Genomic DNA, 16918 nt, shown 5'->3' with positions numbered 1-16918 from the left:
GAGGATGAAGAAGAGAGAGAGGACGCAACAGGGGCTGAACTCCCTTTTCCCCCCCTCCCGAAGGCCCCCCCCCCGCCCCCGCTCCCCCGGCGGCGGGGCGGGGCCCTTCGCGCACCCGGACGCCCTGGCGTTCCAGCGCGTGGAAAGGGCGGCGGACGAACCGACGGAAGCCCTGGTCAACTGAGGCGGTGAACGCCTCGTGCCTCACGCCCCCCTGAGCCGGCCCTAGATCCACCCGCGCCGGGCCGCGTGCACGCCGGCCTGGAAGCGGCTCTCCGCGCCCAGGCCGGCAGTCAGTTCGGCGACCAGCCGGCGCACCGTGCGCTCCGACACCTCCAGCTTCCGGGCGATCGCCGCGTCCGTCAGCCCGGCCGCCAGCAGTCGCAGCACGGCGCGTTGACGATCGGTCATCTCGCGTTCCTCCGGTCCGAGCTCCGGCGGCGTCCAGGCCGCCGACCAGAAGTACTCGAACAGCTCCGCCACCAGTTCGACCAGCGCCGGCTCGCGGACCACCACCGCCGCCTCGGCGGCCGGAGCGTCCCCGCCCGGTCCCGAACCGGGCGCCGGCAGGATCGCCAGCCGGGCGTCCACCACGATCAGCCAGAGCGGCAGCGAGTGCGCCGCCCTGATCCTGGCCCCGGCCCCGGTCAGCTCCCGCACGTGCGCCAGCACGGCCGGGCGGCGCAGCGCGGCGGCCGGGTAGATGGTGCGCAGGGCGGCGCCGTGGGCGAGGGCGAGGCGTTCGCGGGCGAGTTTGCCGGCCAGGGCGGGTCCGGAGAGGTCCTGGCCGGGGCGCAGGGAGAGGGCTTCGGTGCGGGCGCCGCGGGCGGCGTCCTCGAGCAGGGCGGCGATCCGGTCGGCGCCGCGGACGAGTTCGAGGCCGGTGCCGGTTCCGCTACCGGTTCCGGTGCGGTGGCGCTGTTGGACGGGCAGGTAGCCGGTGTGCAGCCGGTCGACGGATTCGCGGGCGTGACGCAGGGCGGCGACGAGGGCGGTGACCTGGGTATCGGCGTCGAGCAGGAGCTGGCGGACGGCGGTGTCGACCGAGACGGCGGTGCCGGTGGGGGCCGTGTCGGGGGCGGCGGCCGGCTGGAGCAGCCCGAGGGTGTGCAGTTCTGTGGTGGCGGCGGCGAGCCGGGGGGCGTCCCAGTCGAGGCCGAGTGCCTCGGGCGGGTGGCCGGGTTCGGCGAGCAGGCGGGCGTAGAGCCGGGTGGCGTCGGTGCCGGTGGTGCTCTCCATCGGGCGCAGCCTAGTGCGGGTGGGGCGGGGCCGGTCGGGGGTTTCCGCTCCGCGAGACGGCGCGGTCGCCGTCGGCCCGCGGGCCCGGGCGGCCCCGGCGGAGTCCGCGTTGCGGGACGGGTCTTCCGCTCCCGGTCATGGCCGGTTCCGGTCGGCCCGGGTGGGCTGACCTGCGGTGCGGTGGCGCGCAGGATGTGCGGCATGGCTCTTCCCGAAGCTTCGACGATCTGGTTGGACGGCTCCCTGGTGCCCTGGCGGGAGGCCCGGGTGCACGTCCTCACGCACGGCCTGCACTACGGCACGGGGGTGTTGGAGGGCACCCGGGTGTTCGCCACGGCGGACGGTCCGGCGGTGTTCCGGCTGTCCGAGCACCTGCGCCGGCTGGACCGCAGTGCCCGGATGATCCGGATGGAACTCCCGTACGATCTCGCCGACTTGACGAAGGCGACGGTGGACCTGGTGCGCGCCAACGGCCACCGAGAGTGCTACCTGCGGCACTTCGCGTTCCTCGGGTACGGCTCGATGGGCATCGACATGCGGGCGTCGCCGGTCACCGTGTCGATCGCGAGCTGGGAGTGGCTGGGCCAACTCCCGCCCGCGGAGGGCGGGATCACGTTGAAGACGAGCAGCTGGCGGCGGAACGACCCGAACGCGGTGCCGCCCGCGGCGAAGGCCACCGGCCCGTACCTGAACTCGGTGCTCGCCCGTCGGGAGGCGAATGACGCGGGCTACGACGAGGCGCTGCTGCTCGGTCCGGACGGCACGGTGAGCGAGTGCACCGGGGAGAACGTGTTCACCGTGCGGGACGGGGTGCTGCGCACGCCTCCGTCGAGCGCGGGCGCTCTGGAGGGCATCACCCAGGACACGGTGCTGACCCTGGCCCGCGACCTGGGGGTGGAGGTCCGCGTGGAGGGCCTGCTGCGCTCGGATCTCTACGCGGCGGACGAGCTCTTCGTCTGCGGCACGGCGGCGGGCGTCATCCCGGTCCGTGCCCTGGACGACCGTGCGCTCCCCGAGTCTCCCGGCCCGGTCACCGTCCGGTTGCGGGAGGCGTACCAGGCGGCCGTGACGGGCGCCGACCCGCGCTACCGGCACTGGCTGACGCCGGTGCTCTGACCGGGGTCGGCCGCGACACCGTACGGGTCCCGGCAGCGAACGGGCCCCGGCACCGGACGGGCCCCGGCGGGGCGGGGCGGCCCGGTCAGATCTCGTACACCGCGCCGGCGCGGGCGATGTCGACCGGGCCGGTGTAGGCGGCGGCCGCGTCGCGGCGGTTGTGCTCGGCGTCGGTCCAGGGGGGGATGTGGGTGAGGACGAGCCGGCGGGCACCGGCGGCGGTGGCGTGCTCGCCGGCTTCGCGGCCGTTGAGGTGGACGGCCTGGTAGGTGTCGCGGCCGTCGATGTACGCGGCCTCGCAGAGGAAGAGGTCGGTGTCGCGCGCGAGTTCGACGAGTTCGGCGCTCTCGCCGGTGTCGCCGCTGTAGACGAGCGAGCGGCCGCCGTGTTCGAGGCGGAAGGCGAAGGCGTCGACGGGGTGGTTGACCTGGGCGACGTCGATCCGGAACGGGCCGAGGTCGAAGCTGCCGGGGGTGAGGGTGCGGAACTCGAAGACCTCCTTCATGCCCGGGTTCTCCGGCATGTCGTAGGCACGGGCGAGCCGCTCGGCGGTGCCGGCCGGGCCGTACACGGGGAGCAGTTCGGGGCAGCCCTCGGCGCGGTAGTTGCGGGCCACCCAGTAGGCGCACAGGTCGACGCAGTGGTCGGCGTGCAGGTGGCTGAGCAGGACGGCGTCGACGTCGTAGAGGCCGGTGTACTTCTGCAGGGCGCCGAGGGCTCCGTTGCCGAGGTCGAGGACGACGCGGTAGCCCTCCGCCTCGACCAGGTAGCTGGAGCAGGGCGAGTCGGCGGACGGGAAGCTCCCCGAGCACCCCACCACGGTCAGTTTCATCCGAGCCCCTCCACCCCGACACGTCCTGGCTGCTGTTGGAAAACGGCATGGAAAACGGCAGGCCGGGCCGGTGGACCGGCCGGTAGCACTGCGTTGGTGTGTCGAGGGTAAGGGTGGAGCGGCACTTTGCCCCCGTCCCCGTGCCGGGCTGTGGCTGGAATCACCAGAACGCCGGGGACGGGACCGGGGGCGGGAGCGGAGGTGGGGGCAGGGGCGGGGGTGTGGGTGGGGATCAGCGGCGCCGGGGGCGGTTGCGGGCCCAGGCGCGGATGGTGTCGGGGTACCAGCGGGGGTGGCCGTTGGCGTCGGTCACGTCCGGGTCGGGCAGCAGACCGTGCCGCCGGTAGTTGCGGACGGTCTCGGGCTGGACGTTGATGTGGCGGGCGATCTCGGCGTAGGACCACGGTTCGGCGCTACGGCTCATGCGCACCGTCCGGTTGTTCGCTCGCTGCGCTCACTCACGAGGCACCTCCGGGGGGCGGGGGCGGACGTTCGTGACGCAGCCTGTCCGGGCGCGAGCCGGACGTACGGCGCGGAACGGGCACAGTGGCGGTTTCGTGACGAACCGGGAGCAACGCGCGGACAAATACTCAACTGTCACAGCCGACACGGTGGTGGCGTCCGCCCCCGGCCCGGTACGGTTCGCCGCATGAACGGCATGACTGGTACCTGGGTCGTCCTGGCGGTGGCCGGCGTCGCGCTGGTGGCGGCGGTCGTGGCACTGATGGCACGGCGCACCCGCCCGGCCCCGCGCCCGGCGGGGCCGACCGGCCCGCGTCCGCGCCCGAGCACCAGGGCCCGCCCGGAGCCGCAGGAGATCTGGTGGGCGGAGGTGCCGTTCGAGGACGGCCCCGGGTCGAAGGACCGCCCGTGCCTGGTGCTGCGGGTGAACGCCCGGACCGCCACCGTCGCGAAGATCACCAGCAAGCACCACGCCGAGCGCCCGGGCGTACTGCCGCTGCCGCCCGGTTCGGTGGGCGACCGGCAGGGCCGGGTCAGCTGGCTGGAGACCGACGAGCTGCGCGAGGTGCCACTGTCGGCCTTCCGCCGCCGGGCCGGCACGGTGGACCGGCAGGTGTGGGCCCGGGCGCAGCAGGTGCTGAACTAGGGCCTGCCCCGAGGCGGGCCCGCGAGCGGGCTACGCCCAGAGCTGGCCCTGCAGCGCCTCGACCGCCGCCTCGGTGGACTCGGCGGTGTAGATGCCGGTGGACAGGTACTTCCAGCCGCCGTCGGCGACCACGAAGACGATGTCCGCGCGCTCCCCCGCGGCCGCGGCCTTGCGGCCGACACCGATCGCCGCGTGCAGGATGGCGCCGGTGGAGACGCCCGCGAAGATGCCCTCCTGCTGCAGGAGTTCGCGGGTGCGGCGGACGGCGTCGGCGGAGCCGACCGAGAAGCGGGTGGTGAGCACCTCGGCGTCGTACAGCTCGGGGACGAAGCCCTCGTCGAGGTTGCGCAGCCCGTACACCAGGTCGTCGTAGCGCGGTTCGGCGGCGACGATCTTCACGCCGGGGACCTTCTCGCGCAGGTAGCGGCCGACGCCCATCAGGGTGCCGGTGGTGCCGAGGCCGGCCACGAAGTGGGTGACGGTCGGCAGGTCGGCGAGGATCTCGGGGCCGGTGCCGGTGTAGTGGGCGCCCGCGTTGTCGGGGTTGCCGTACTGGTAGAGCATCACCCAGTCGGGGTGCTCGGCGGCGATCTCCTTGGCGATCCGGACGGCGGTGTTGGAGCCGCCGGCGGCCGGGGAGGGGATGATCTCGGCGCCCCACATGCGGAGCAGTTCGCGCCGTTCCTCGCTGGTGTTCTCGGGCATCACGCAGACCATCCGGTAGCCCTTGAGCTTGGCGGCCATGGCGAGCGAGATGCCGGTGTTGCCGCTGGTGGGCTCGAGGATGGTGCAGCCCGGGGTGAGCCGGCCGTCGGCCTCGGCGCGCTCGATCATGTGCAGCGCCGGACGGTCCTTGATCGAGCCGGTCGGGTTGCGGTCCTCCAGCTTGGCCCAGAGGGTGACCAGGCCCTCGGTGTTGCCGGGGACGGCGGCGGACAGCCGCGGCAGGCGGACCAGCGGGGTGTTGCCGACGGCTTCGAGCGGACTGTCGTAACGCAAGGGAGGCCTCCGGCCACGGCGGTGAGGGTCACACGGCGGTGAGGGTCACGAGGGGTGGTTCCCCCGCCGGTGGCGGGGGAACCGGGAGGTCGGCGGGGTAACCGGGATCAGCGGGCGCCGCCGGCCACGGCGGGCAGGATGGTGACGCTGTCGCCGTCGGCGAGGGCGGTGGAGATGCCCTCCAGGAAGCGGACGTCCTCGTCGTTCAGGTAGACGTTGACGAAGCGGCGCAGCTCGCCGCCGTCCAGCAGGCGGGCGGCGATGCCCGGGTGGCGGGCGTCGAGGTCGGTGAAGAGTTCCCCGAGGTTGCTGCCGTTGCCCTCGACGGCCTTGGCGCCGTCGGTGTAGGTGCGGAGGATGGTCGGGATGCGGACCTCGATGGCCATGGGTGCGCTCCTGTGCGAGTCGTGGAGTGGGTGGGCCGCAGCGGGCGCGGCAGGGCGGACGGGTGCCCGGGGCTCGGCGCCGCCGCGGGAGCGGCGGGCCCGGGTGGGGGTGCGGCGGCTCTCAGCGCGAGCGCGCGGGCGTGCCTGGACAGATCGCGCCGGCGTGCCGGCACAGGTCGATGTGCAGGCGCGCCACGAGGCGGGTGCCCGGGGCCTGGTTGCTCACATCGACGGAACGCATGGGCTCATCGTATAGATTCCCGGGCCCGCTTAGACATGCCCGTCTCGGGATCCGGATGTTCCCGTTCCCAGTGCTGAGACGACAGGGGCCCGCCGACCGTTCGCGAGGGGTCGGCGGGCCGCGTCCGGGTGGGTGCCGGTCAGGCCTGGTAGGCCTCGACGACCTGGACGTCTTCCTCTGTGATCTCGCCGTCCACGATGCGGAACGAGCGGAACTGGTAGGGGTCGCCCTCGCCGTTGCCGTCGGCGGTGGAGACCAGGACGTAGTGGGCGAACGGCTCTGAGGCGTAGCTCACGTCGGTGCGCGAGGGGTAGGCCTCGGTGGCGGTGTGCGAGTGGTAGACGATCACCGGCTCCTCGTCGCGGTCGTCCATCTCGCGGTAGAGCTTGAACAGGTCGCCCGAGTCGAACTCGTAGAAGGTGGGCGAGCGGGCGGCGTTGAGCATCGGGATGAACCGCTCGGGCCGTCCGCTGCCGGCCGGCCCGGCGACCACGCCACAGGCCTCGTCCGGGTGGTCGGCGCGGGCGTGGGCCACGATCCGGTCGCGGAGTTCTCGGGTGATGGTCAGCATGCGGTCAGGATAGCCACGCCCCGGCGGCTGTCCGCCGGGGCGTCCGAGGCCCGGGCACCGGGCGTCCGAGGCGCGGTCAACGGGTGTCCGCGGGGCGGTTCCGGTGCCCGTACGAGGGGCGGGTTCAGCCGGCCTGCGGGTTGTCGACGGCCTGCGGGTTGCGGCGCTGGAGGAAGCGGTAGCCGATCACCAACAGCAGCGCCCAGCCCGGGAAGACGTAGAGCGAGATCCGGTTGTCCTCGTCCAGGCCGATCAGCACCACGACCAGGGCGAGGAAGGCGAGCGCGGCCCAGCTGACCCAGGCGCCGCCGGGCGCCTTGAAGGAGGGTGCGGGCAGGTGGCCGGCCTTCCAGGCCTTCCGGTAGCGGATCTGGGAGATCAGGATCATCGCCCAGGTCCACAGGCCGCAGACCGTGGCGACCGAGGTGATGTACTCGAACGCCCGTGCCGGGACGAGGTAGTTGAGCACCACGCCGATGCCCATCAGCAGGCTGGAGACGGTGATCGCGAAGGCCGGGGTGCGGCGGGAGTTGAGCTTGGTGAGCTGCCCGGGGGCCTGTCCGCGCAGGGCGAGGTCGCGCAGCATGCGGCCGGTGGAGTACATCCCGGAGTTGCAGGAGGAGAGCGCGGCGGTGAGCACCACGAAGTTGATGATGCCGGCCGCCGCCGGGATGCCGATCTTGCCGAAGGCGGCGACGAACGGGCTGACGCCGGGCTGGAATTCGGTCCACGGCACGAGCGAGAGGATGACGACCAGGGCGCCGATGTAGAACAGCGCGATGCGCCAGGGCAGGGTGTTGATGGCGCGCGGGAGGGTCTTCTCGGGGTTCTCGCTCTCGCCCGCGGTGACGCCGACGAGTTCGACGCCCAGGTAGGCGAACATGACGATCTGAAGGGTCATCACGGTGGAGCCGATGCCCTTGGGGAAGAAGCCGCCGTCCTGCCACAGGTGGGTGATCGACGCGGTGTCACCGGCCTTGCTGAAGCCGAGGGTGAGCACCCCGACGCCGATCAGGATCATGCCGATGATGGCGGTGACCTTGACCATGGAGAACCAGAACTCGATCTCGCCGAACAGCTTCACCGAGATCAGGTTGGCCGCGTAGAGGACGACCAGGAAGGTCAGCGCGCTGGTCCACTGGGGTATGCCGGGTGCCCAGAACTTCACGTACACGGCGGCGGCGGTGGTCTCGGCCATGCCGGTGACGACCCAGAACAGCCAGTACGTCCAGCCGGTCACGTAGCCGGCGAAGGGGCCGAGGAACTCCCGCGCGTACTCGGCGAAGCTGCCGGAGACCGGACGGTAGGTGAGGAGTTCACCGAGGGCGCGCATGATCACGAAGATCACCAGGCCGGCGATGGCGTAGGAGAGGATCAGGCTCGGGCCGGACTTGGAGATCGCGGTGCCGGCGCCGAGGAAGAGGCCGGTGCCGATCGCTCCGCCGATCGCGATCATCTGGATCTGGCGGCTGCCGAGTCCCCGCTCGTAGCCCTCCTCGTCCGGCTTGGTCTCGACCACATGGTCGGACAACTTCTCGGCCATGATGCACCGTCCTGGTCGTCTCGGGGGTGGAGAAGTCGTACCACGCGACGTCCGGACAGCGGTGCCCATCTGAGCGATATTTGAGCATGACCTGTCAGGGTTTGTCCTATTTTGCATGGAAAGGACCCAGCGAATCGTCCACATGCTGGACGAAACCGCCTGGGCTTGCCCGAAACCGGGCAGGCTTGCCCCGGAAGCGCGAACGGGAGCGGACCGAGCCGCTCCACGTTCACGCAGGAATTGCCTTGAGTTCAGGCCCTGTTCACTTGTCCGGGACTCTGCTCACCCGACCGGGCCCTGCCCACTCGGCCCTACCCCACGCGGCCCGGCCCGTTCGCCCGGCCGACGCCGCTCAGTCGGCCATCGCCTCCAGCAGCGACTCCTGCAGCGCCCCCAGCCACAGGTACGCCATCACCAGCGGCTTGCGCTCGTCGCCGTCCGGCAGCGCGTAGAGGCCCTCCTCCTCGCCCTCGGTGACCTCCAGCCGGACGCCGAGGGCCAGCCGCAGGTCGTTCAGCGCACCCAGCCAGCGCGGGCAGTCGGGGGTGCCCAGCTTGAGCACCCCGTCGCCGCCGAGGCCGTCCAGCGCCCGGATGACGAACAGCGCGTCGCCCCGCTTGCGGGCCCGCAGGTCCAGCTCGGTGAAGCGGCGGAACTCCCCGGACGCGGCCGTGGCCTCGTCGTCGTCCGGCTTCTCCGGGTCCCCGTAGGCGTCCGGGAAGAACCGGGCCAGCACCGGGTCGGCGGGCGCCTCGGTCGGCCCCTCGGCGAACAGCGCGGCCAGCGGGTCACCGCCCTCCCCGCCCGGGCCGGGGCCGATCAGCTCCAGCAACTGCACTTCCAGCGAGCGGAGGATGGAGGCCTCCCACTCGTCCAGCGCGATCGTCGCGCCGCCACCGCCGGTGCTCTCGAACAACCCAGCCATCTGTATCGGTCAGCCCGTCTTCGTCGTCTTCGGTCATCCGGCCGGCGGTCCGGCTCCAGTCGCGCCGCAGCGCCGGTCGTGCCGCAGCGCCGGTGATGCTGCGGCGTCAGTCGTGCTGCAGCGTCGCCCAGAGGCCGTAGCCGTGCATCGCCTGGACGTCGCGCTCCATCTCCTCGCGGGAACCGCTGGAGACCACCGCCCGCCCCTTGGTGTGGACGTCCATCATCAGCTTCCGGGCCTTGTCCTTCGGATAGCCGAAGTAGGCCTGGAAGACGTACTGGACGTAGCTCATCAGGTTGACCGCGTCGTTGTGCACGATGGTCACCCAGGGCGTGTCCGGCTCTGCCACCGGCAGCCCTTCGACCTCAGGGCGCTCGATCTCCGCGGGCGCGACACTCACGCCGGGTCCTCCTCGCTGCACACTCGTCCGTTACTCCTCAAGCCCCATGCTGCCATCCGGGGGACACCCGGGCGATTCCGACCCGGCCCACCGGCCCGAGCCGAAGGGCGCGTCGGGGCCGACCCTCGGCACCGGATCCCGGGCGCCCGGGGGGCCCGCCGACGAATCACTCCGAGAAATCGTCACTCTGACGCTAAGTGGTAGTAGCATCATCCGCATGGACGCCACTTCAGTGCGCGCGGCCGGCTCGACCGCGCTACTCACCGACCGCTACGAGCTCACCATGCTGCAGGCCGCCCTGCGCAGCGGGGCCGCGCACCGCCACTCCGTCTTCGAGGTGTTCACCCGTCGCCTGCCCGGCGGCCGCCGCTACGGCGTCATGGCCGGCACCGGCCGGGTGCTCGACGCCGTCGAGAACTTCCGCTTCTCCACCGCCCAGCTCGACTGGCTGGCCGGCCAGGGCGTGGTCGACGAGGACACCCTGCGCTTCCTCGCCGACTACCGCTTCCGCGGGGACATCCAGGGCTACCCCGAGGGCGAGGTCTACTTCCCCGGCTCGCCGCTGCTCACCGTCGAGGGCAGCTTCGCCGAAGCGGTGATCCTGGAGACGGTGATCCTGTCGATCCTCAACCACGACTCGGCGATCGCGGCCGCCGCCTCCCGGATGACCGCCGCCGCCGGCGGCCGCCCGGTGATCGAGATGGGCGCCCGCCGGGCCCACGAGCAGGCCGCCGTCGCCGCCGCCCGGGCCGCCTACGTGGCCGGGTTCGCCGCCACCTCCGACCTGGAGGCCGGCTTCACCCACGGCATCCCGACCACCGGCACCGCCGCGCACGCCTTCACCCTGGTGCACGACAGCGAGCGGGACGCCTTCCGCGCCCAGATCGCCTCGATGGGCAAGGGCACCACGCTGCTGGTCGACACCTTCGACCTGCGCGAGGCCGTGCGCACCGCGGTCGAGGTGGCCGGCCCCGAGCTGGGCGCCGTCCGGATCGACTCCGGCGACCTCACCCTGCTGGCCCACCGGGTCCGCCGCCAGCTGGACGAACTGGGCGCCGAGAAGACCCGGATCATCGTCACCTCGGACCTGGACGAGTACGCGATCGCCGCCCTGGCCGCCGCCCCGGTGGACGGCTACGGCGTCGGCACCAGTCTGGTCACCGGCAGCGGGCACCCGACCTGCGCCATGGTCTACAAGCTGGTCGCCCGGGCCGGGACCGACGGCGGGCCGCTGGTGCCGGTGGCCAAGCGCGCGGCGGGCGGCAAGACCAGCATCGGCGGCCGCAAGTGGGCCGCCCGCCGGCCCGACGCCGACGGTGTGGCCGAGGCCGAGGTGGTCGGCACCGGGCCCGTCCCGGACGAGCTGCGGCCGCACCTCGTGCAGGTGCCGCTGGTCCGGGCCGGCGAGACGGTCGGCCGGGAGCCGCTGAGCGCCGCCCGCGAACGGCACATCCGCGCCCGGGCCGCGCTGCCCCTGTCGGCCACCCAGCTCTCCAAGGGCGACCCGGTGCTGCCGACCGAGCTGGTCCTGCCGACCGACCCGACCCACTGACCCGTACGACCCACCGAACCGTACGACCCACTGACCCGACCCGACCCACTGACCCGTACGACCCACCGGCCGACGCGGTCCGCCGACCCGGCCCGTCGTCAGTCGGTCGCCACGCGGAGGCCCCGGGTCCGGCCACCGGGCCGGCCCCGGGACTTCCGCCCCCGCGCGGCACTCCCTAGAGTCAGCCGTAGAGTTCCCCGGAGCTCCCCGAGAACCCCCGAGCCCCGCACCGCCGGGCCGAGTACTCCCGAGGGCTCCCCCACCGGGGCGCCGCCTCCCGCGGGCCCCCGACATCCGAGGATGCGAGCCATGCACCGGGCACTGATCGTCGTCGACGTTCAGAACGACTTCTGCGAGGGCGGCAGCCTGGCCGTCACCGGCGGCGCCGAGGTGGCCGCCGCCATCACCGACCTGATCGCCGAATCCTCCCCCGGCTACCAGCACATCCTCGCCACCCGCGACCACCACATCGACCCGGGTGCGCACTTCTCCACCGAGCCGGACTACGTCGACAGCTGGCCGCCGCACTGCGTGGCCGGCACCGAGGGCGTGGGCTTCCACCCGAACTTCGCGCCCGCCGTGATCTCCGGCGCGGTCGAGGCGGTCTTCGAGAAGGGCGCCCACTCGGCGGCGTACAGCGGCTTCGAGGGGCTGGACGAGAACAACCGCGGTCCGGTGGAGTGGCTGCGCGAGCGGCAGGTCGACGAGGTCGACGTGGTGGGCATCGCCACCGACCACTGCGTCCGGGCGACCGCGCTGGACGCCGCCCGGGCGGGCTTCGCCACCCGCGTCCTGCTGGACCTCACCGCCGGGGTGGCCGCGGAGACCACCGCCGCCGCGCTGGAGGAGCTGCGGGCGGCCGGGGTCGAGCTGGTCGGCACACCGGTGGTCCGTTCCTAGCGCCCCCGCCTGACGCCCCCTGACGCCCCGTGATGCCGCGCCGACGGCACCGGGAGGTTCAGACCACCAGAAGCTCCACCACGTCCGTGCCGCCGACCCGATGGGCCTCGCGCAGCTCGCCGCCGACCGCGTCCGGGTCGGCGGCCAGCCGGGCCCCGGAGACGTACACCACGCGGATGCCCAGGTACTCCATCCGGTGCTGGCCGCCGCGCACCCAGGCCGCCTCGCCCTCGCTGACGCAGCGCAGGTCCGAGTCCACCTCCACCGCGACGCCGCGCTCCGGCCAGTAGAGGTCCGGGACGGCGATGTACGTGCCGCGGCGCATCCGCAGCTCGGGGGCGTTCAGCGGGACCGGCAGCAGCCACTCGTCCACCAGGTGACCGACCCGCTCCAGCACCGAGTCCCGCTCGGCGGCGAGGAGTTCGTCCAGCGCGGCGCGCACCCGGGGCTCGTCGGTCAGCCCGGACTCGATCAGCTCGGCGGCCAACTCGCGTACCGTGCAGCCGTTCTCGCCACGGGAGACGGCTTCCCGCAGCACCGCGCGCACCGGCGCCGGAGCCCCCGGGTCCGCCGTCCACTCGCCGAGCGCGTCCGCGACCGCCCGGGCCACCGGCGCACAGGCCAGGCCGTGCACCGAGCGGGCCACCAACTCCCGTTCGGTGCGCCGGATCCGCACCTCGCCGACGTCCTTCAGCCGACGCTGGCGGGGCACCAGGACGTCCACCCCGGTCACCGCGGGCAGTCGGGGCACGGCCGCGAAGCCGTACAGCGCCAGCGCGGCCGCCCCGGTGATCACCGCGCCCTCGCGGCGGCCCTCCTCGCGACCGTTCTGCGCCGCGTACAGCAGCGCGGCCCAGATCCGCTGCTCCGGGGTGGGCTCGTCGGACTGCAGCAGGTAGACCCTGGGCAGCAGCCGCCGCCAGGGGCCGCCCCGGCGGCAGTGCTCGGTGACGACACGAGCCGGCACGCCCCGGGCGCGCAGCTGACTCGCGGTGACGACGTTCTGCTGACGCTTCGCCAGCTCCTCCAGCGACGGCGGAGGCGAGGGAATCCGGTAGCTCATGCCGACACCATCCCCAACCGCCGCGACCCGCGACCGGGAGCCTGACGCACTGTTACGCAACCGTCGCGAAACCGGGACCAGCCCGCACTAAAGTCCTCATACCCTCACTCATTTGGAGTAATTGACGCCCATACAGTTGTCATATCTGATTGAAAACGATCGCCGACCTGGTCGCCTGACCCAGAGTGACCAAGGGCATACGGCGAGGGACCCTCCGGGCGTCAATCCCACCCCAAGGATTGCCTAGGCTTACGTCATGTCACGTGACGAGACCGCCGGCCTCCGCGCGGCCCAGCTCCGCCTCGGCCGCCTGCCCGGATACGTCCGCCGCCCGGACCCCGCCCGCCGGAGCGGCGAAAAGGGCCATACGTACAAGAAGGGCTGGGAGGTCCGCTTCACCGCCCGCAGTGAAGCCGAGATAGCAGAGATCCGCGACCTGGTCGTCGCCGCCGGATTCGCCCCGGCCAGACCGTTCTTCAAAGGCCACCAGCTCATCCAGCCGGTCTACGGCATGGCGGCGGTACAGGCCTACCTGGCCGCCAGACAGGCGGCCGAGGAACACGCCGCCCGGGCCGCGGTCGGCCGACGCCGACGAGCCGCGACGGGACGGCCTCCCGGAGGACACGGCACCACCGGCGGACACACTCCGGCGGTGCACGCGGCCGGGGCGCACGGCCCTGGCTCGCACGCCTCCGGGGCGCACGCGACCGGGGCGCACGCCGTCGGTGCGGCACACCGGTGCGAGCGCGAGGAGGCCGCCGCCGGAGCGGCTGCGGCGGCTGCGGCCGCAGCCGCCACGGCCGCGCAGGCCGCCCGGCGACGGGCCGTCGAGTCCTTCCCCGCCCAGCTCGAACGGGACACCGCCCCCGACCGGCTCTCCCCGTCGGAGGCCGGGACGACCTCCTGACGGACAGCCTCCCGACGGACGAGCTCCCGGCGGGCGACCGCACCACTCGTCCGCTTCGGCCGCCCGCTTCGCCCGTCCGCTTCGCCCCGGCCGCCGAAGCCAGCTTCCGGCCGCCGGGGCGTGGTCGATGTGCACGGGGGCGACCGGCAACCGCAGGACCACCCGGATCAGCGACCCCGCCCCCGACCACGGCCCGGGACGCGGCCCCGGATGCGGCCATGCGTGTGGTCGTACGGGCGGTCGTGGTGACGCCCTCGTCCCTGTCCGCACCCCTCGGCGCGTTGATCGCCGCGGTAATCGTGAGCGCGGTTGCGCGGGTGGTTGTGCGGGCGCGGGTTCGCGCCGGGGGCGTGGACGTCAGCCGTCACAAGCCCTACGGTGGCACATCAACTGCCTTGCAGTCATGGCCGTCCTATACCCCCTGACCAGCTGCGACGCGCTCGCACCTACGCCTCCCCCGCCACTGCGCGGCACCGCCCCGCCGGCCCCGCGCCGGTCCGCCGCCCGGCCGCTCCACCACCGCTCCGCACCCGGTCGTCACCGGAACCGGCCGGGCGGCGGCGGGTTCCGGGCATTCCATCGGATTGGTCACCCAGCGCACCGAGGGCCTACCGTAGAGTGAGCACAGATGATCGACCGCCAAAGACCCATCTCCCTTTCCGAGAAGACGAGATGACCAACCGTCACACGACTTCCGCCGAGCCACCCCCGGGGCCCGGCGAGCCGGAGGACGTACCTCTGGAGTTCACCGCATTCTGCGAACTCCACCGCCCCCGGTACCTCAGCTACGCCCGGGTGTGGCTGACCGAGCGCAGCGACGCGGCCACCGCCGTCCAACAGGCCTTCGCCGAAATCGCGGTGCACTGGCGCGAGTTGATGGGCAGCTCCAACCCGACCGCGCACGCCTGGGAGATCCTGCGCGGCACCGTCGCCCAGCACACCCGGCGGGAGTCGCCGGACCCGGACCGCCACCCCGCCGAGGACGACCTGGCGATCCTGCACTACGTCGTCGGCCTCGCCGCCCCCGAGATCGCCGACGTCATCGGCACCGACGCCGCCAGCGTCGCCGGACGACTGCGCCGCACCATGCTGCGCGAGGCCTCCGGCTGGTGACCTCGCGCCCCGCGCGACCCTCGGAGGGTCTCAGACCCGCTCGCCCGTCACGTCGCACAGGTGGTGCACCGGGTCGTGGATCAGGTACCGGGAGAACGACTCGACCGTGAACCGCGCCCCGTCGGAGCGGCTCCCGATCCGCAGCCACTGCTCGCCGGCCACCCGCTCGAAGGCCGCGGCCAGCGTCTCCGCAGCCTCCGCCAGCTCCCCCGCCACCACCCGCGGCAGCTGCTCCCCGTAACGCTCGGCGACGGCCGTCTCGTCCTGGTCCCAGTTCGCGAACAGCGGGTCGTCCCGGTCGAGCATGAGGTTCAACCGGACGTGGAACAGCCGGAAGACGTCCCGGACGTGGCACGCGTACTCCAGGTCCGACCAGACACCCGGCTCCGGCCGACGGCGCAGCCCGTCCTCGTCCCCGGCCAGCACCGCCAGCCAGCCCTCCGCATTGGCCCTGATCATCCCGGCGACATCCGCGGGCACCACCTTCGGCGTGTCCAACCCACAGTCGGAGCACGGGCGTTCGAGCACCCAGGTCCAGTCCTTGGTGTCGGGGACGATCTCCCCGGCGGCGCCGGAGGCGTTCGTGGCGTCCGTGGCGTTCGCGGTGTCCGTGGCGTTCGCGGTGTCCGGGGCGTTCTCAGAAGTGCTCATGGGCCCAGCATGGCCGCCACCGCAAGCACCCCACCAGCGGCAGGAACGCCAGCGGCCGCCGAAATACTGCCAGCCCCGTCGGGCCCCGCTCAGCGCTCCCGCTCGTACTCCACCCGCGCCGCCAGCAGACCGCCCAGGTGCTCACGGCTCCACGCGCACACCGCGTCCATCGGCCCCAGCAACGTCCGGCCCAACGACGTGAGCGCGTACTCGACCCGCGGCGGATTCCCGCCGTACTCGGTGCGGTCCACCACACCGTCCTGCTCCATCGAACGCAGCGACTCCGCCAACACCTTGGCGGTGATCCCCACCAACGGCACCCGCAACTCCGAGAAGCGGCGCGGACCGCCCTCCAGGCAGCGCATGATCTTCCACGCCCACTTCCGGCTGCCCAACACCGGCACGGCCGGCACCGGGCAGTCCGGGAAGAAGTCCGCCGTCAACGGCACCGCGGCGCCACCCTGCTCCACACTCACTGCCGTACCCCCAGTCATACCCCGACCGTACCCGCCGCCGCCCCGGCATCACCCGACGTCCCCCCAGTACCGCCCCGGTACCGTTGAAGTAACCGGCACCCCCCGGTCTACCGTCACCACACCGGCGGGCGACAACGCCCGCCCCAACGGACGGAAGACCGCCATGACCAGCAACGACACCACCGACGCCACCGCCCCGAAGGACGCCCAGCACACCACGGACGTCATCGTCTACGGCGCGGGCGGCCAGGTCGGCCGCGCCGTCATCGCCGAGGCCCTCCGGCGCGGACTCACCGTCACCGCCGCCGTCCGCCACCCCGAACGCCACACCGACCTCGACCGCGACGGCGTCACCCTCCTGCGCTGCGACGTCACCGACCCCGCCGCCATCGCCACCACCGCCCCCGGTCACGCCGCCGCCGTCAGCAGCATCTACACCCCCGACACCCCCTCCACCGACTTCTACCGTGCCGCCACCACCGCCCTGGTCACCGGCCTCGGCCAAGCCGGCGTGCGACGCCTCGTCCACGTCGGCGTCGCCACCACCCTGCAGACCACCCCCGGCACCGCCATCCACGACGACCCCGACTTCCCCGACGCCTACCGCGCCTTCTCGCTCGGCCACAGCGCCGCCCTCGACCTCCTCCACGCCTCCCCCGCCGCCCTCGACTGGGTCGTCGTCACCCCGCCGATGGACCTCGACCGCACCGCCCCCGGCACCGGCCGCTACCGCGTCGGCGGCCCCCACGTCCTCGGCCCCCGCATCGCCCAGGCCGACCTCGCCACCGCCATCGTCGACGAACTCACCACCCCCACACACCACCGGGAACAGATCGCCGTCGCCGAATGAAACGCGTGGACGAACCGGAACCCCCCGGCCATCCTGAGCCGCACGA

Annotated in this window: 20 protein-coding genes; 7 read left to right on the top strand and 13 right to left on the bottom strand. The window is 73.0% G+C overall.

Annotated elements, in window-relative coordinates:
• Nucleotides 1-225: 225 nt before the first annotated feature.
• A complete protein-coding gene (locus ACZ52J_RS20060; RefSeq protein ID WP_465620406.1) occupies nt 226-1239 on the bottom strand; it encodes a helix-turn-helix transcriptional regulator in 1014 nt (337 codons plus the stop codon).
• 201 nt (nt 1240-1440) lie between these two features.
• Between ACZ52J_RS20060 and ACZ52J_RS20055 the strand changes: the two genes are divergently transcribed.
• The gene (locus ACZ52J_RS20055) at nt 1441-2355 is read left to right on the top strand and encodes a branched-chain amino acid transaminase (protein WP_465620404.1); all 915 of its coding nucleotides are present in this window, start codon (nt 1441-1443) and stop codon (nt 2353-2355) included.
• Nucleotides 2356-2440: 85 nt separating this feature from the next.
• On the opposite strand, the gene ACZ52J_RS20050 is transcribed toward ACZ52J_RS20055, so the two are convergent.
• Together ACZ52J_RS20050 and ACZ52J_RS20045 are read right to left on the bottom strand one after the other, a co-directional pair.
• On the bottom strand, nt 2441-3187 hold the full coding sequence (locus ACZ52J_RS20050) for an MBL fold metallo-hydrolase (protein ID WP_465620403.1): 747 nt from the start codon (nt 3185-3187) through the stop codon (nt 2441-2443).
• 232 nt (nt 3188-3419) lie between these two features.
• A complete protein-coding gene (locus tag ACZ52J_RS20045; RefSeq protein WP_465620401.1) occupies nt 3420-3611 on the bottom strand; it encodes a MerR family transcriptional regulator in 192 nt (63 codons plus the stop codon).
• A 225-nt stretch (nt 3612-3836) separates the two neighbouring features.
• On the opposite strand from ACZ52J_RS20045, the gene ACZ52J_RS20040 reads away from it, so the two are divergent.
• Nucleotides 3837-4295 carry a type II toxin-antitoxin system PemK/MazF family toxin gene (locus tag ACZ52J_RS20040; protein WP_465620399.1) on the top strand — a complete coding sequence of 153 codons (459 nt, stop codon included), beginning with the start codon at nt 3837-3839 and terminating at the stop codon, nt 4293-4295.
• A gap of 30 nt (nt 4296-4325) precedes the next feature.
• On the opposite strand, the gene ACZ52J_RS20035 is transcribed toward ACZ52J_RS20040, so the two are convergent.
• The 7 genes from ACZ52J_RS20035 to clpS form a co-directional block, all read right to left on the bottom strand.
• Nucleotides 4326-5294 carry a PLP-dependent cysteine synthase family protein gene (locus ACZ52J_RS20035; RefSeq protein ID WP_465620397.1) on the bottom strand — a complete coding sequence of 323 codons (969 nt, stop codon included), beginning with the start codon at nt 5292-5294 and terminating at the stop codon, nt 4326-4328.
• A 107-nt stretch (nt 5295-5401) separates the two neighbouring features.
• A complete protein-coding gene (locus tag ACZ52J_RS20030; RefSeq protein WP_360496886.1) occupies nt 5402-5680 on the bottom strand; it encodes a MoaD/ThiS family protein in 279 nt (92 codons plus the stop codon).
• Between the two features lie 121 nt (nt 5681-5801).
• Nucleotides 5802-5921 (bottom strand): putative leader peptide, encoded by a 120-nt coding sequence (locus ACZ52J_RS20025; protein WP_317621128.1) that lies wholly within the window; start codon nt 5919-5921, stop codon nt 5802-5804.
• Nucleotides 5922-6060: 139 nt separating this feature from the next.
• Nucleotides 6061-6492, bottom strand: coding sequence for a M67 family metallopeptidase (locus tag ACZ52J_RS20020; protein ID WP_360496883.1), 432 nt, complete (start codon nt 6490-6492; stop codon nt 6061-6063).
• 124 nt (nt 6493-6616) lie between these two features.
• A complete protein-coding gene (locus ACZ52J_RS20015; RefSeq protein WP_465620394.1) occupies nt 6617-8035 on the bottom strand; it encodes an amino acid permease in 1419 nt (472 codons plus the stop codon).
• 352 nt (nt 8036-8387) lie between these two features.
• Nucleotides 8388-8960, bottom strand: a complete 573-nt coding sequence (locus ACZ52J_RS20010; RefSeq protein ID WP_465620392.1) for a DUF2017 domain-containing protein — start codon at nt 8958-8960, stop codon at nt 8388-8390.
• A 106-nt stretch (nt 8961-9066) separates the two neighbouring features.
• A complete protein-coding gene (gene clpS / locus ACZ52J_RS20005) occupies nt 9067-9360 on the bottom strand; it encodes an ATP-dependent Clp protease adapter ClpS (RefSeq protein ID WP_360253397.1) in 294 nt (97 codons plus the stop codon).
• A 217-nt stretch (nt 9361-9577) separates the two neighbouring features.
• Here clpS and ACZ52J_RS20000 point away from each other — a divergent pair, with 217 nt between their 5' ends.
• Both ACZ52J_RS20000 and ACZ52J_RS19995 read left to right on the top strand, forming a co-directional pair.
• A complete protein-coding gene (locus tag ACZ52J_RS20000) occupies nt 9578-10912 on the top strand; it encodes a nicotinate phosphoribosyltransferase (RefSeq protein ID WP_465620390.1) in 1335 nt (444 codons plus the stop codon).
• A gap of 309 nt (nt 10913-11221) precedes the next feature.
• Nucleotides 11222-11812: an isochorismatase family protein gene (locus ACZ52J_RS19995; RefSeq protein WP_465620388.1), complete on the top strand. Its 591-nt coding sequence runs from the start codon at nt 11222-11224 to the stop codon at nt 11810-11812.
• Nucleotides 11813-11870: 58 nt separating this feature from the next.
• Here the strand turns inward: ACZ52J_RS19995 and ACZ52J_RS19990 are convergent, their stop codons facing one another.
• Nucleotides 11871-12875 (bottom strand): hypothetical protein, encoded by a 1005-nt coding sequence (locus ACZ52J_RS19990; protein WP_465620386.1) that lies wholly within the window; start codon nt 12873-12875, stop codon nt 11871-11873.
• A gap of 256 nt (nt 12876-13131) precedes the next feature.
• Between ACZ52J_RS19990 and ACZ52J_RS19985 the strand changes: the two genes are divergently transcribed.
• Both ACZ52J_RS19985 and ACZ52J_RS19980 read left to right on the top strand, forming a co-directional pair.
• Complete coding sequence (locus ACZ52J_RS19985; RefSeq protein WP_360496866.1) at nt 13132-13782, top strand: hypothetical protein; 651 nt, start codon at nt 13132-13134, stop codon at nt 13780-13782.
• A 672-nt stretch (nt 13783-14454) separates the two neighbouring features.
• On the top strand, nt 14455-14895 hold the full coding sequence (locus ACZ52J_RS19980; RefSeq protein ID WP_360496864.1) for an RNA polymerase sigma factor: 441 nt from the start codon (nt 14455-14457) through the stop codon (nt 14893-14895).
• A 30-nt stretch (nt 14896-14925) separates the two neighbouring features.
• On the opposite strand, the gene ACZ52J_RS19975 is transcribed toward ACZ52J_RS19980, so the two are convergent.
• Together ACZ52J_RS19975 and ACZ52J_RS19970 are read right to left on the bottom strand one after the other, a co-directional pair.
• The gene (locus ACZ52J_RS19975; protein ID WP_465620383.1) at nt 14926-15546 is read right to left on the bottom strand and encodes a DinB family protein; all 621 of its coding nucleotides are present in this window, start codon (nt 15544-15546) and stop codon (nt 14926-14928) included.
• Nucleotides 15547-15635: 89 nt separating this feature from the next.
• Entirely contained in the window at nt 15636-16040 is a 405-nt protein-coding gene (locus ACZ52J_RS19970; protein ID WP_360496858.1) for a winged helix-turn-helix transcriptional regulator, read from the bottom strand.
• Between the two features lie 145 nt (nt 16041-16185).
• On the opposite strand from ACZ52J_RS19970, the gene ACZ52J_RS19965 reads away from it, so the two are divergent.
• Nucleotides 16186-16872 (top strand): NAD(P)-dependent oxidoreductase, encoded by a 687-nt coding sequence (locus ACZ52J_RS19965; RefSeq protein ID WP_465620381.1) that lies wholly within the window; start codon nt 16186-16188, stop codon nt 16870-16872.
• Nucleotides 16873-16918: the final 46 nt, after the last annotated feature.

It is taken from the genome of Kitasatospora sp. NPDC034035 (genome assembly GCF_055575755.1).
The sequence above is the reverse complement of the archived record's forward strand: the minus strand, read 5'-3'. Positions and strand labels throughout refer to the sequence as shown.

Excerpts from the sequence above, each read along its gene's own strand:
- ACZ52J_RS20050 (WP_465620403.1), bottom strand. The coding sequence starts at position 3,187 with ATGAAACTGACCGTGGTGGGGTGCTCGGGGAGCTTCCCGTCCGCCGAC.
- ACZ52J_RS19985 (WP_360496866.1), top strand. The coding sequence starts at position 13,132 with ATGTCACGTGACGAGACCGCCGGCCTCCGCGCGGCCCAGCTCCGCCTC.
- ACZ52J_RS20020 (WP_360496883.1), bottom strand. The coding sequence starts at position 6,492 with ATGCTGACCATCACCCGAGAACTCCGCGACCGGATCGTGGCCCACGCC.
- ACZ52J_RS20060 (WP_465620406.1), bottom strand. The coding sequence starts at position 1,239 with ATGGAGAGCACCACCGGCACCGACGCCACCCGGCTCTACGCCCGCCTG.
- ACZ52J_RS20045 (WP_465620401.1), bottom strand. The coding sequence starts at position 3,611 with ATGAGCCGTAGCGCCGAACCGTGGTCCTACGCCGAGATCGCCCGCCAC.
- ACZ52J_RS20040 (WP_465620399.1), top strand. The coding sequence starts at position 3,837 with ATGAACGGCATGACTGGTACCTGGGTCGTCCTGGCGGTGGCCGGCGTC.
- ACZ52J_RS19980 (WP_360496864.1), top strand. The coding sequence starts at position 14,455 with ATGACCAACCGTCACACGACTTCCGCCGAGCCACCCCCGGGGCCCGGC.
- ACZ52J_RS20000 (WP_465620390.1), top strand. The coding sequence starts at position 9,578 with ATGGACGCCACTTCAGTGCGCGCGGCCGGCTCGACCGCGCTACTCACC.
- ACZ52J_RS20030 (WP_360496886.1), bottom strand. The coding sequence starts at position 5,680 with ATGGCCATCGAGGTCCGCATCCCGACCATCCTCCGCACCTACACCGAC.
- ACZ52J_RS20055 (WP_465620404.1), top strand. The coding sequence starts at position 1,441 with ATGGCTCTTCCCGAAGCTTCGACGATCTGGTTGGACGGCTCCCTGGTG.
- ACZ52J_RS19975 (WP_465620383.1), bottom strand. The coding sequence starts at position 15,546 with ATGAGCACTTCTGAGAACGCCCCGGACACCGCGAACGCCACGGACACC.
- ACZ52J_RS20025 (WP_317621128.1), bottom strand. The coding sequence starts at position 5,921 with ATGCGTTCCGTCGATGTGAGCAACCAGGCCCCGGGCACCCGCCTCGTG.
- ACZ52J_RS19990 (WP_465620386.1), bottom strand. The coding sequence starts at position 12,875 with ATGAGCTACCGGATTCCCTCGCCTCCGCCGTCGCTGGAGGAGCTGGCG.
- ACZ52J_RS20010 (WP_465620392.1), bottom strand. The coding sequence starts at position 8,960 with ATGGCTGGGTTGTTCGAGAGCACCGGCGGTGGCGGCGCGACGATCGCG.
- ACZ52J_RS19965 (WP_465620381.1), top strand. The coding sequence starts at position 16,186 with ATGACCAGCAACGACACCACCGACGCCACCGCCCCGAAGGACGCCCAG.
- ACZ52J_RS20015 (WP_465620394.1), bottom strand. The coding sequence starts at position 8,035 with ATGGCCGAGAAGTTGTCCGACCATGTGGTCGAGACCAAGCCGGACGAG.
- ACZ52J_RS19970 (WP_360496858.1), bottom strand. The coding sequence starts at position 16,040 with ATGACTGGGGGTACGGCAGTGAGTGTGGAGCAGGGTGGCGCCGCGGTG.
- ACZ52J_RS19995 (WP_465620388.1), top strand. The coding sequence starts at position 11,222 with ATGCACCGGGCACTGATCGTCGTCGACGTTCAGAACGACTTCTGCGAG.